14 protein-coding genes and 1 pseudogene are annotated in these 12,375 nt (G+C 38.9%); 5 read left to right on the forward strand and 10 right to left on the reverse strand.

The genetic code is table 11. The annotated features are described in order from the left end of the window. Nucleotides 1-381: 381 nt before the first annotated feature. On the reverse strand, nt 382-612 hold the full coding sequence (locus tag FTT88_RS16010) for a hypothetical protein (RefSeq protein ID WP_078190858.1): 231 nt from the start codon (nt 610-612) through the stop codon (nt 382-384). Nucleotides 613-846: 234 nt separating this feature from the next. Here FTT88_RS16010 and FTT88_RS16015 point away from each other — a divergent pair, with 234 nt between their 5' ends. Both FTT88_RS16015 and FTT88_RS16020 read left to right on the forward strand, forming a co-directional pair. Beyond that, nucleotides 847-1,323, forward strand: a complete 477-nt coding sequence (locus FTT88_RS16015; RefSeq protein WP_180005558.1) for a CinA family protein — start codon at nt 847-849, stop codon at nt 1,321-1,323. A 78-nt stretch (nt 1,324-1,401) separates the two neighbouring features. Then, the gene (locus FTT88_RS16020) at nt 1,402-2,019 is read left to right on the forward strand and encodes an aminotransferase (protein WP_180005559.1); all 618 of its coding nucleotides are present in this window, start codon (nt 1,402-1,404) and stop codon (nt 2,017-2,019) included. 65 nt (nt 2,020-2,084) lie between these two features. Here FTT88_RS16020 and prpC read toward each other — a convergent pair whose 3' ends face one another. Together prpC and prpB are read right to left on the reverse strand one after the other, a co-directional pair. Next, nucleotides 2,085-3,221 carry a 2-methylcitrate synthase gene (gene prpC / locus FTT88_RS16025; protein WP_180005560.1) on the reverse strand — a complete coding sequence of 379 codons (1,137 nt, stop codon included), beginning with the start codon at nt 3,219-3,221 and terminating at the stop codon, nt 2,085-2,087. A gap of 3 nt (nt 3,222-3,224) precedes the next feature. Further along, nucleotides 3,225-4,109, reverse strand: a complete 885-nt coding sequence (gene prpB / locus FTT88_RS16030) for a methylisocitrate lyase (protein ID WP_180005561.1) — start codon at nt 4,107-4,109, stop codon at nt 3,225-3,227. A 239-nt stretch (nt 4,110-4,348) separates the two neighbouring features. Between prpB and FTT88_RS16035 the strand changes: the two genes are divergently transcribed. The 3 genes from FTT88_RS16035 to FTT88_RS16045 all read left to right on the forward strand — a co-directional run bounded on the left by FTT88_RS16035 (nt 4,349) and on the right by FTT88_RS16045 (nt 6,602). Further along, complete coding sequence (locus FTT88_RS16035; RefSeq protein WP_180005562.1) at nt 4,349-5,002, forward strand: TetR/AcrR family transcriptional regulator; 654 nt, start codon at nt 4,349-4,351, stop codon at nt 5,000-5,002. 112 nt (nt 5,003-5,114) lie between these two features. Continuing rightward, nucleotides 5,115-6,035, forward strand: a complete 921-nt coding sequence (argF, locus tag FTT88_RS16040; RefSeq protein WP_078193464.1) for an ornithine carbamoyltransferase — start codon at nt 5,115-5,117, stop codon at nt 6,033-6,035. 90 nt (nt 6,036-6,125) lie between these two features. After that, nucleotides 6,126-6,602, forward strand: coding sequence for a hypothetical protein (locus FTT88_RS16045; RefSeq protein ID WP_180005563.1), 477 nt, complete (start codon nt 6,126-6,128; stop codon nt 6,600-6,602). Between the two features lie 47 nt (nt 6,603-6,649). On the opposite strand, the gene FTT88_RS16050 is transcribed toward FTT88_RS16045, so the two are convergent. The 7 genes and pseudogenes from FTT88_RS16050 to FTT88_RS16080 all read right to left on the reverse strand — a co-directional run. Continuing rightward, nucleotides 6,650-7,003 (reverse strand): YnfA family protein, encoded by a 354-nt coding sequence (locus tag FTT88_RS16050; RefSeq protein WP_180005569.1) that lies wholly within the window; start codon nt 7,001-7,003, stop codon nt 6,650-6,652. Nucleotides 7,004-7,080: 77 nt separating this feature from the next. Then, nucleotides 7,081-9,357, reverse strand: coding sequence for an ATP-dependent Clp protease ATP-binding subunit ClpA (clpA, locus tag FTT88_RS16055; RefSeq protein ID WP_180005564.1), 2,277 nt, complete (start codon nt 9,355-9,357; stop codon nt 7,081-7,083). Nucleotides 9,358-9,369: 12 nt separating this feature from the next. Then, a complete protein-coding gene (clpS, locus tag FTT88_RS16060) occupies nt 9,370-9,783 on the reverse strand; it encodes an ATP-dependent Clp protease adapter ClpS (protein WP_180005565.1) in 414 nt (137 codons plus the stop codon). An 18-nt stretch (nt 9,784-9,801) separates the two neighbouring features. After that, nucleotides 9,802-10,551, reverse strand: coding sequence for a hypothetical protein (locus FTT88_RS16065; protein ID WP_180005566.1), 750 nt, complete (start codon nt 10,549-10,551; stop codon nt 9,802-9,804). Nucleotides 10,552-10,630: 79 nt separating this feature from the next. Next, nucleotides 10,631-11,683 (reverse strand): N-acetyl-gamma-glutamyl-phosphate reductase, encoded by a 1,053-nt coding sequence (gene argC / locus FTT88_RS16070; RefSeq protein WP_180005567.1) that lies wholly within the window; start codon nt 11,681-11,683, stop codon nt 10,631-10,633. A 186-nt stretch (nt 11,684-11,869) separates the two neighbouring features. Further along, a complete protein-coding gene (locus FTT88_RS16075) occupies nt 11,870-12,115 on the reverse strand; it encodes a PDZ domain-containing protein (protein WP_180005568.1) in 246 nt (81 codons plus the stop codon). 144 nt (nt 12,116-12,259) lie between these two features. Then, nucleotides 12,260-12,375 (reverse strand): annotated as a pseudogene (locus FTT88_RS16080) (transposase); the annotation flags it as partial.

A 12,375-nucleotide genomic window follows, 5' to 3' on the forward strand; every position in this document is an offset into this window, starting at 1 on the left:
AAGTTGACCATGAGATGCCTGTGTATCGCTTGAACTGAGGATCAGAAAGCTTGTTTGAATCGATGTATTTCATCCGCAGATTATGCACGAATGCTAAGAAATCCGGAGTGCAAATATTAACCAAAAATAAGATCGTTTTTTGATTTATGAAAGAGATCTATTATTTCTTCCCCCATGAAAAAACAAATAAATTATACTCAATAATATCTCGGGGATTAAATAGCCGTTGGTCGAATAGCTAGAGCTATGGATCAAGTGATCATTAAAAAATACATATCCCTTTTGAATCTAGACTTATCTAAAGTTTGAATCAGGCAAATACAAAAATACAGTTCCCAACTCAATGAGAACTGTATTATTAATACTACAAATTGATCGAAATTAAACGGCAAGTACTTTCACAATAATGGTTTGCATGTCTTCATTTTCTTCCGCCAAATAAACACGCTTTAACTCTTTGCTTTTCACTTTGAATTGATGATTTTGATACTGAATTACAGCCGGAATTTGATCAAAATACAGGCTATCTGCGTCTAATTCTTCTTGAAAAAGTGGCGTGCCCAATTGATAGTCTAGGCTTTTTAATACTACATATTTAACAGTCGTTTTCATTGAAATAAACCTACTTTTGTTACGCTCTTTATTTTAAGTTTTAACATCGTTTTCCTTCCGAAGAAACCTTTATTTCATATTTTCGTACAGCTTCTAAACAATCACGCTATTTTCGTGAATTCCACAACACACAGTACCAACTTAGACTTTTAGTGAAATTACAGGCGAGCGAAATCAATGCTAAAATTTTAAGAATACTAATGATCATTCACCATTCTACTTTGGGGTAAGCACATGCTTAAACAGTGTTGCGATGCTTTAGAACAAAAATCCATGACTATCGCGTTTATCGAGAGTGCAAGCTCTGGTTATTTATGTAGTCAATTTTCAATTTATAAGAATAGTGGTGCAGATATCTTATTAGGTGGACTAGTGAGCTATGATCCATCAATCAAGCGTGAAATTTTAAAAGTAGATCCTCTACTAATAGAAAAATTTACGGCCGAATCCGCAGAAGTGACTCAAGCGATGGCTGAGCAAGGACAACAACTATTTTTACATGCAGACTTTGTGGTGGCCTGCACTGGATTACTCAAACCTGGTGGCAGTGCAACCGTAGAAAAACCCGAAGGTACATTTTATATTTCAATCTTACATGACCGTCGTATCTATAATTATCATTATTTTATTTTAGGTACGGCTTTAGAACGCCTAGATCAGTTAACTGAAAATGTTGCTCACAGTGTATTAGACATCTTAAATGCAGAATAAAACATACATAATCTTCATATTTAAATATCATTTTGCATCGCATACTGTATTGAGGAATTTACTTATCAGGACAAGAAAATGCAGCTACGTCATTTCAATGCATTCGCAATTAGCACCCTACTGTCCTGCTCTGCTTTCGCGACGGTAGGCGGCCCTCAAACCATTGAGGTTTTAGGTTTTGATAAAAAAGACCAAAAAATCTATTTAATGCGTCATTTTGAAGATGGTCGTGGTCGTTTACCACAATTATATTATTATCAATTAAATAGCCAAAAGCCGACGCAATTAATTACAGTGAAGTCTTTATATATTAATCCTAAGACAAAACGGATTGATTACGACCAAGACAGTGCCCAGTTTGATAAAGAAATCGCGAAAATTAAAAAGCGTTTAGCCAAACTAACACCAGTAAATAACAATAATGCCCGAATACAGTTATTAACGACCATGAATGGCACTGCAAAATCTTGGTATGACCCGAATGAAACCATTGATAAATGGACCTATCAATATCGTATTAAAAATTCGCAGTATAAAAGCGCCATACAAAAGGCTGAGACGTATAAAGAAGGTTTAAAAATCTCTAAAACTTATCGTGTAGTGCAAAAGCCTTTTTATTTAGTGACTGTTAAATATCTAGGGATTCCATTTGAAACGGGATATAGCGTCGAAGATCCTGTTTTATTAACCAAATAGATTGTTAACTCAATTAACAAATAATAAAAAAGCCTCTTTTGAGGCTTTTTTATTTCACTTTAAAATTATGCCGCAGAACGCTCTGCAATCGGCACCACTTTACGCAGTTCAGGGCCTGTATAGTCCGCGCTTGGGCGAATAATACGGTTGTCCGCACGTTGTTCCATCACATGCGCTGCCCAACCTGTTACACGGCTCATCACAAAGATTGGCGTGAATAATTTGGTTGCAATATCCATGAAATGGTATGCAGATGCATGGAAGAAGTCTGCATTACAGAACAATTTCTTCTCGCGCCACATCACTTCTTCACAGCGTACTGATACTGGATAAAGCACAGTATCACCGACGTCTTTTGCTAGGCGTTCAGACCAAATTTTGATGATGCCATTACGTGGATCATTGTCTTTATAGATCGCATGACCAAAGCCCATGATCTTTTCTTTACGCTCAAGTTTGCCGAGCATTTCACGTTCAGCTTCTTCTGGAGACGTCCAGTTTTCAATCATTTCCATCGCAGCTTCGTTCGCACCGCCATGTAATGGGCCACGTAGTGAACCAATTGCACCTGTGATGCATGAATGCATATCTGACAATGTTGATGCACATACACGCGCTGTGAATGTAGATGCGTTAAACTCATGCTCTGCATACAAAATCAGTGATACGTTCATCACTTGCTCGTGCAATTCATTTGGTTTTTCGCCACGCAGTAAATGTAGGAATTGAGCGCCGATTGAATCATCATCGGTGTTTTCTTCTACACGTACACCATCATGGCTGAAACGGTACCAGTAGCAAATGATCGCAGGAAGCGTTGCCAAAATACGATCTGCAACATCTTGTTGTTCATCGAATGATTTTTCAGTTTCAAGGTTACCTAACATTGAAACGCCTGTACGCATCACATCCATTGGGTGTGAGTCAGCAGGAATACGTTCTAATACTTCTTTCAATGCTTGCGGCAATTGACGCAATGATTTGAGTTTGGCTTTGTATGCTGCTAGTTGTTCTGTTGTTGGCAATTCACCAAAGAAAATCAGGTACGCGACTTCTTCAAACTGACAGTTTTCTGCCAAGTCTTGAACGTCATAACCACGATAGGTTAAGCCCGCACCACTTTTGCCTACAGTTGAAAGTGCAGTTTTACCCGCTACTTGTCCGCGCAGTCCTGCGCCCGTGAGTACTTTTCCTTCAGCCATTTTTTATTTTCCTTCAGTGAACAATTTATCTAAGGTGTTTTCAAAAGTGTGATAATCGAGGAATTGATAGAGTTCTTTTCGTTGTTGCATTTTATCCAGTACATTGACTTGTGTACCGTCATTGCGGATCGCATGCATTACTTCGAGTGCCGCTTTTTGCATTGCACGTGTTGGTGATAATGGGTAAAGCACCATTGCAATACCCTGCTCGCCTAGTTCTTCTTTGGTGTAGTAAGGGGTATCACCAAACTCTGTAATGTTTGCCAGTACAGGGACACCAACAGCATCGCAGACAGTTTTGTACATGGTAATATCAGTCATTGCTTCAGCAAAGATCGCATCTGCACCTGCTTCTACACAGGCACATGCACGGTCGATCACTGCTTGCAAACCTTCTTTTTGTAATGCATCTGTACGCGCCATCACCACAAAGTTTGAATCGGTTTTTGCATCAACAGCCGCTTTAATACGGTCAACCATTTCTTGTTGTGACACGATTTCTTTGTTCGGACGGTGACCACAACGCTTTTGTGCGACTTGGTCTTCAATATGAACCGCTGCTGCACCTGCTGCAATCATTTGCTTCACACTGCGGGCAATATTAAATGCACCGCCCCAACCTGTATCGATATCGACAAGTAATGGCGTATCTACACGTTCAGTAATACGACGAACATCTTCCAAAACATTGTCTAAACTGGTCATGCCTAAGTCAGGTAAACCATAAGAATAGTTCGCAACACCTGCACCAGATAAATATATGGCTTTATAGCCAACTTCTTTTGCCATCATTGCTGCATAGGCATTTACTGTGCCAATGATTTGTAATGGTTTTTCTACTTCCAATGCTTGTCTAAATCTTAAGCCTGCAGACGTTTGTTGTGTCATATTCCTTTCCACGGCATTTACTTTAATTTTCGAAGTTTGAGTATATCCATATTTTTTTCCAACTCTATGGCTTTGTAGAATATTAACTCTAAAACTTTAGTCAAATATTTCACTTGTCACCTATCTGTTGTTATTCTTTAGTCAAAGATCTCTGATTTATAAGCAAAGCAGAAAAGTACTAATTTTTTTGCTATAATTATCGTCAAATCAGCTCTTTTTTTGTTAAAAATTATCACTTTATGCAAGATTTAATACACATTGAACCTCTAACGCATGACCAGCCACAAACGAGGCGCGGACATGAACGATGTGTTGCGCTTTTAGAAAGTGCTACGGAGCTTTTTTTAAAACGTGGTTTTGATGCAGTTTCATTAGATGACATCGTGAATCATGCAGGTGGTTCAAAAGCGTCAATCTATAAATATTTTGGTAATAAAGACGGATTATTTAAGGCCATTTGTGACTATCGTCGCTGCTTATTTTTCAAAGATATTTGCCTACCATTTACGGTGAGCCCTGACACCGATATTCGTGCTTATCTCATCAATACTTTAAGTGACTTTCATCAGCATATCGTGATGCCTGAAAATGCGGCATTTATGCGGTTAGTCTTAGAACAAACAGGACGTAATCCTGAAATAGCACGTTATATTCATGAGCAAGGTCCGAAACAAATTCAGAACACCGTTGCCGAAATTTTATATCAAGCACATCAACACGGTTTGCTGTATTGTGAAAACCCGCTGTTTTCGGCTCAGTTTTATTTTGGGATTCTGCGTAATTTAGAATGGCGCGTTCTCATGGGCATCAGCATTGATGAAAATGATCAAGAAACAATCAATTACATCAGTTATTGCGTCGATCGTTTCCTAGACGGTCACCAAAAGCGCTAGATTTTTTGCAATTTACCTCTCTTATAGTATATTAATCGATTCCTTTTTCTCTAACCAACCAACAACTAATTGTTGTTTTGTTCTTTGATTCAGCAATTATTGTGGAGTAACAATGGCTCTACGTCACTTTCTAACTTTACGCGATTTATCGACTTTAGAACTTAACCAAATTGTACAGCGCGGTATCGAACTCAAGCGCAAACAGCATAACAATGAAGTTTTCCAACCTTTCGTTGGTAAAGTCATGGGCATGATTTTTGAGAAATCGAGCACCCGTACACGTGTATCGTTTGAAGCAGGAATGAGCCAATTTGGTGGTAGCGCAATTTTCCTTTCATCTCGCGACTCTCAATTAGGTCGTGGCGAGCCAGTAGAAGATTCTGCACGTGTGATTTCAAGCATGCTTGATATTGTGATGATTCGTACTTTTGGTCATGACATTGTTGAACGTTTTGCTTCTTATTCAAAAGTTCCTGTCATCAATGCATTAACAGATGATCACCACCCTTGCCAATTACTTGCCGATGTTCAAACATTTGTTGAACACCGTGGTTCTATTGAAGGTAAAACGGTTGCTTGGATTGGTGATGGCAACAATATGTGTAACTCATATATTGAAGCGGCTCATATGTGGGGCTTTAAATTAAAAATCGCTGCACCTAAGGGCTATGAACCTAAAGCAGAATTTTTATCTGAATTTGCACACTGTGTGGAACTTGTTGATTCTGCCGAAGATGCTGCAGTTAATGCAGATTTAATCGTTACAGATGTTTGGGCAAGTATGGGCCAAGAAGAAGAGCAAAAAATTCGTGAAAAAGCGTTTGCTGATTATCAAGTGAATGAACGCCTGATGGATCTTGCTCACGCTGACTGCCTATTTATGCACTGCTTACCTGCGCATCGTGGCGAAGAAATTTCTGAAAATATGCTTGACCACAAAAATGCTGTGGTTTGGGATGAAGCTGAAAATCGCTTACATGCACAAAAAGCACTTGTTGAATTCTTAATTAACGAAAATCTTAAAAAAGACTAAGGTTTTACTTAGATAAAAAAGCACCTTCGGGTGCTTTTTTTGTTTTTGCATGCTTTAATAAAACCATAACTTTTATAAGTGATTAAGATTATGCGTTTAAGAAATATTTGCTTATTGGCTCTTGGATTGAGCTTATCTACTTTTAGCTTTGCTGGTGAACCAAGTGAATTAGATCAATACTTGGTGAAAAATCAGATTTTAGATAGCAATTTTAAAATTAAAAATAAAACAGGTTTAAACGAAATACTGGCTGCCATTAGTGATGAAGATTCACGCACTCTTCCCTATCAAGTTGATCAGAATATGTTGATGGAAAAAATGGAAATTGAAGCGGATAAGATTGAAATTGATGGTATTATCACCACCCCTGATTTTGCGCAATTTGAACAATCAGTCGGTGAACATAAGGTGAAGCAACTCATCAAGCATAATTCACTCCAAAACTGTGAATTACTATTCGAGCATCAATTTCAACGTGTTAATCCATATAAAATTGAAATGGATCTAAGCTCGGGTAGCAATCAATACGAAATTATCATTAAAAATACAGAGTGCAAATTTAAATAAATATCTAATTTCTTACAGCTCTTGGTTTAACTTTTGCATTGTTTAACTTAACGAATTAAACCTTGAGGCTGTAATACAATCACAGCTGCGCCCACCAACACAATGACGCCACCTAGCATATCCCAACGTGTTAGAACTACGTGATCGACAAAACGCAACCACAGCAATGCAGAGAAAATGTAGATTCCGCCATAGGCTGCATAGATACGACCCGAAGCTGCTGGATGCAACGTCAATAACCAAACAAATGCAGCCAATGCAAGCGCTGTTGGAATCCATAACCACTGCGATTTTTTCTGATTTAAAATCAAATATGGGAAGTAACAGCCTAAAATTTCCATCAATGCTGTCAGTGCAAATAAACCAAATGTGGTCAGCACTTTTGTTAATGGTATGTCCATCATTGAGAAACCCAAATCTAGCGTCGAATAAATATAAAAAACCCGTGCAAGCACGGGTTTTTCGTTAATTAAATTACTTAAGCAGGTTCAGCGGTTTGGTCTTCAAACACTTCGAGTTTTAAGCCCACAGCTTTGCCATTTTCTTTCTTCACTGAAACACCAACATTACCGCCATGTTCCGCAAGCTCGCCAAACAAAATCATTTCAGCAAGCGGTTTCTTCAAATGCTCTTGAATTAAACGCTGCATTGGACGAGCGCCCATCAAGCGATCGTATCCTTGCTCTGCCATCCATTCGCGTGCATCTTGGTCAACCTCAAGAACCACTTTTTTGTCATCTAACTGTGCCTGAAGCTCTGTTAAAAACTTATCAACCACACTTTCAATGACAGTTGTTGGCAATGCTTTAAATTGAATAACACCATCTAAGCGGTTACGGAACTCCGGAGAGAAGGCTTTTTTCATCGCGTCTTGGTTATCATTACTGTTATCTTGATCCATGAAACCAATGCTCACACGTGAAATTGATTCTGCACCAATATTGGTAGTCAGCACTAACACGACGTTACGGAAGTCAGACTTACGACCATTGTTATCCGTTAATGAACCATGATCCATAATTTGTAATAACAAATTAAAGACATCTGGATGCGCTTTCTCAATTTCGTCTAGTAAAAGTACGCAATGCGGATTTTTATGAATCGCGTCGGTCAACAAACCACCTTGATCAAAACCTACATAACCCGGAGGCGCACCAATTAAACGAGATACGGCATGACGTTCCATGTATTCCGACATATCGAAACGTACAAGTTCAACGCCTAATAATTTTGCCAATTGCTTAGTGACTTCAGTTTTACCCACACCTGTAGGACCCGCAAAGACAAAATTACCCACTGGCTTATCTGGTGCTTTAAGACCTGCACGAGATAATTTAATCGCCGATGCAAGCGCTTCAATCGCTTCATCTTGACCAAACACCACACGTTTCAGATCACGCTCAAGATTTTCAAGAACGCTCTTGTCATCTTTAGAGACAGTTTTCGGTGGAATACGCGCAATTTTCGAAACGATATCTTCAATGTTTTCAACTGAAATGACTGTATCATCTTGCTCAGCTTTTAAACGACGCTGCGCACCAGCTTCATCAATCACATCAATGGCTTTATCAGGTAAGAAACGATCATTGATAAATTTCGCTGATAGTTCAACCGCAGAAACCAACGCTTGATCTTCGTATTTCACATGATGGAATTCTTCAAATTTGCCTTTTAAGCCACGCAGAATATCAATCGTTTCTGAAATAGATGGTTCATTGACATCAATTTTTTGGAAACGACGAGATAATGCATGATCTTTTTCAAAAACTTGACGGTATTCTTGGAAAGTCGTTGAACCGATACAACGTAAAGTACCATTCGCCAAAGCTGGTTTGATGAGGTTCGATGCATCCATCGTGCTGCCCATACTTGAGCCTGCACCGATGATCATATGAATTTCATCAATAAATAAAATAGCTTCGGGCTTTTTCTTCAATGCATTTAACAGTTGTTTTAAACGCTTTTCAAAATCACCACGGTATTTAGTTCCTGCAACTAAAGCACCAATGTCTAAACTAAATACTTCTGCATTTTCAAGCGGTTTAGGAGCTTTGCCATTTACAATGAGCCAAGCCAAACCTTCAGCAATCGAAGTTTTACCTACACCCGGATCACCCACCAAAAGTGGGTTATTTTTACGGCGACGGCATAGAATTTGAGCTGTACGTTCAATCTCTTTTTCACGACCAATCAGTGGATCTGTTTTGCCTTTTTGAGCTTCAACATTCAGATTGGTCGTATATAGCTCTAATGGGCCAGAATTTGAAGACGTGGTGTTTTCACCATCGAGCTCTTCGATTTCTTCTTCGGCTTGGACTTCGTCTTTACGTGTGCCATGAGACAAATACTGCGTTAATGTCAAACGGTTGATTTGATGGCGTTTAAGTAAATACACCGCAAATGAATCACGCTCTGAATACATCGCAACTAAAATGTCTGCACCTTCTACAGTGCGGTCATTACCACTCGATTGCACATGGAAAATTGCACGCTGCAAAATACGATCAAAACTTTCTGTAGGATGTGGCGCTTGATCGCTATTTTCGCCAAGCTTAGGGGTATGTTGTTCTACGTATTCTTCAAGTTCTTTGCGAAGCACAATAATGTCTGCGCCACATGCTTTCAATGCATTAACAGCGGAATCATTATCCAGTAAAGCCAATAATAAATGTTCTACCGTCAAAAATTCATGTCTCTTTTGACGAGCCATGCTGACAGCCAAACGTAGTGATACTTCTAATTGACGACTGAGCATGTAATCCCCTTATTAATCTTTTGGCTCAATCTGACAAAGTAATGGATGACTTTGCGACCGAGCGTAATTATTGACCTGATTTGCTTTAGTCTCTGCGATGTCTCGCGGATAAACCCCTGCAACACCCTTTCCTTCATAATGTACAGTTAGCATTACTTGAGTGGCTTGGTCAAGATTCAAAGCAAAGTATTGTTGTAAAATTTCAATTACAAAGTCCATTGGGGTGTAATCATCGTTCATTAAAACGACAGCATACATAGGAGGACGCTTTAACTCAGGTGGCGCAGTCAATACTTGAATGTCTGAATCACCATCATCCTGCGTACCTTGGCTGAGAGTCGGGTTTAGATGCCAGTCCACTAAACCAGATTGGTAAAATGAATTTTTAATGTCAGATAAACACGTTTGACGCTTATTGATTCGCATAGGATTTAGGTTTCACACTTAGTTTGCACTTGCTTCAGTTTGAGGAATTTCTGAAAGGAAGGCAGATTGATTTTCAACAGGCTGACCTTTCGACCAGCTAAAACGGCGAATAACGGGTTTAGAACCGCTTAAACGCACTTCAATAAAGTCTGGACTAAAGCCTTTAGGCATGGTCCAACGTCCAGTGAGTCGTTCACTTTCGCTAAAGTTAAAGTTTTTGTCTTCTAAAGGCACTGCAAGTACTTCTGTACCCTTAATTAGGCGCAGCTCAACGCCTCCAGATACATTACTTTTTGATGGGCTAACTTGAACGAGATCAAGTTGGTATTCATACGCATTTTCAGGTAATGGTTTAATCGCTAAATGTTGTACTGCAAGAGGCATACCACCACGTTGGCGCAATACTTCACGATACAAAACACCTAAATTACCCGTTAATTCTTGATCATCACGTGCTTTTTTAACAGCCAAATATAAATCATTTGAATTACTTACAGCGACATCACGCTCTTGGATTGCCGCATTCAAACTTTTATTTAGCCCTGCTAATTCAGTTTTTTGCTTTTGCACCACATCAACAAGTTGCTCTGCATCTGCATCATAACCGACCACTGTTAAGCCCTGACGATGACCGATACTATATCCGAGCAAACCGCTGCTCAATGCAAGTACAACTGCACCAATCGCCAGTGGCATATTCGTCTTCATAAAAGGCGTTTTTTCACTGTTTTCAGGTTCTGACTTGAAATTAGATTCTGTATTCGACATCGTCATCTCTTATTTTTAGTTCACTCAAGGCACACATTTAAATCCAGTTTTAAATGTGTGTGAAGTTTTAAATCGTTTCTTATGGTAATAAACCAATGCCTTGAAGTCCTGCATTTTCAGCAAAACTAAACATCAAGTTCATATTTTGTACGGCTTGACCTGCAGCACCTTTCACCAAGTTGTCTTGAGCCACCAAAATCACTAATTTTTTCGGCTGAGGTTTGCAAATCGCAATACGTAATTGGTTCGCACCACGCACAGTACGTGTTTCAGGTGAGCTTCCTGCAGGCATCACATCTACAAACTGCTCATTGGCATAGAACTGTTCATATAAGCTTTGTAAATCAGCAGAAGCACCTGCGTCTGTCAAATCAATGTAGATTGTGCTCAGCATGCCACGAATCATTGGTACCAAATGCGGTACGAATAAAATTTCGTTAAATACGCCTTTTTGACCTGAAATATTTTCTAAGGCTTCTACAATTTCAGGATGATGACGGTGACCCGCTACACCATAAGCTTTAAAGTTATCTGCATTTTCAGAATAGATCATACCTAGGCTGGCTTTACGACCTGCACCAGACACACCTGATTTTGCATCAATAATAATGCTTTCAGGTTTCACTAATCCTTCAGCTTTTAATACTGGCGCTAAACCGAGCTGAACAGTTGTTGGGTAACAACCTGGGTTACCAACCACTGAAGCCTTTTGAATTTTTTCACGGTTTAATTCAGACAAACCATAAACTGAATCTTTTAATAGCTCTGGACATGCATGGTCTAGGCCATACCATTTTTCAAATTGAGCTAAGTCTTGCAAACGGAAATCAGCAGCAAGATCAATCACTTTAGTATTTGAAGCAACTAACTCTTCTGCGTGTTTCATTGCTACACCATGCGGCGTCGCAAAAAATACAACGTCACATTGTTTTAGTTCTTCAATATTTAGATCTGAATAGCAAAGGTCTGTATGTCCACGCAAGCTTGGGAACATATCATCCACACGGCGGCCATTTTCAGTACGCGAAGTTAAAACTTTCACTTCCGCATTTGGGTGTCGCAGTAAAATACGCAGTAATTCAACACCTGTGTAACCTGTACCACCGACAATACCTACTGAAATCACGCTCATTACCTCTATTCAAAGTATCCATTTGATGACTGCGTAGTATGACAGGAAGTTGAGGATTTCTGAACTGTTTTGCTTGGGTTTATTGCAATTCGGATCTTTTTATCAATTTAAGAAAAAACATATTTTCAGAGAGCACCAAACTTAAATTGGATGAAAAGTGCAATTGTCCCACCTTCCAGCCAAATATTATTGTTTCAAACTAATTTCTAAAGGTATTTTCTGTCCATTTCTCAGAATTTCAAACTTTACAACGTTTCCTCTTAAATAGTTTGAACTTTCAACAAATGCACTGACATCATTAATATTATCATCATTCATTTTTATAATAATATCCTGCGGCAAAATAACGCCTTTGGCTAGAGAGCCAGCTTGAACTTTTTGTACAATCACTCCGCCCTGAAGGCCATTATTAATTTTATCCTTAGAAGACAATATGGTGGGATAAATTCCTGTTACTGAATTATATTTATAAAAATATCGTGAGGAATATTCTGTCCTGTTCGCAAGACGATGAGGAACTGCCTCAATAGTTCCTACAGGATAAATATTTAAATCACTTTTTTGATTAAGTTGTCATTAAAAAGTAAACATGTATTCTTTTCCGAATTGGTTTGATACTTTCTCCACCCATTGCTCTATTTTATCAGCTGTCATGACTTGAAAATCTCGCCAATAATATTTCATCTGCTTCC

This window comes from Acinetobacter sp. YH01024 (assembly GCF_013420195.1).
Taxonomy (GTDB): domain Bacteria; phylum Pseudomonadota; class Gammaproteobacteria; order Pseudomonadales; family Moraxellaceae; genus Acinetobacter; species Acinetobacter amyesii.

Coding starts and splice junctions, on each gene's coding strand:
- FTT88_RS16010 (WP_078190858.1), bottom strand. CDS start 612: ATGAAAACGACTGTTAAATATGTAGTATTAAAAAGCCTAGACTATCAA.
- FTT88_RS16015 (WP_180005558.1), top strand. CDS start 847: ATGCTTAAACAGTGTTGCGATGCTTTAGAACAAAAATCCATGACTATC.
- FTT88_RS16020 (WP_180005559.1), top strand. CDS start 1,402: ATGCAGCTACGTCATTTCAATGCATTCGCAATTAGCACCCTACTGTCC.
- prpC (WP_180005560.1), bottom strand. CDS start 3,221: ATGGCTGAAGGAAAAGTACTCACGGGCGCAGGACTGCGCGGACAAGTA.
- prpB (WP_180005561.1), bottom strand. CDS start 4,109: ATGACACAACAAACGTCTGCAGGCTTAAGATTTAGACAAGCATTGGAA.
- FTT88_RS16035 (WP_180005562.1), top strand. CDS start 4,349: ATGCAAGATTTAATACACATTGAACCTCTAACGCATGACCAGCCACAA.
- argF (WP_078193464.1), top strand. CDS start 5,115: ATGGCTCTACGTCACTTTCTAACTTTACGCGATTTATCGACTTTAGAA.
- FTT88_RS16045 (WP_180005563.1), top strand. CDS start 6,126: ATGCGTTTAAGAAATATTTGCTTATTGGCTCTTGGATTGAGCTTATCT.
- FTT88_RS16050 (WP_180005569.1), bottom strand. CDS start 7,003: ATGGACATACCATTAACAAAAGTGCTGACCACATTTGGTTTATTTGCA.
- clpA (WP_180005564.1), bottom strand. CDS start 9,357: ATGCTCAGTCGTCAATTAGAAGTATCACTACGTTTGGCTGTCAGCATG.
- clpS (WP_180005565.1), bottom strand. CDS start 9,783: ATGCGAATCAATAAGCGTCAAACGTGTTTATCTGACATTAAAAATTCA.
- FTT88_RS16065 (WP_180005566.1), bottom strand. CDS start 10,551: ATGTCGAATACAGAATCTAATTTCAAGTCAGAACCTGAAAACAGTGAA.
- argC (WP_180005567.1), bottom strand. CDS start 11,683: ATGAGCGTGATTTCAGTAGGTATTGTCGGTGGTACAGGTTACACAGGT.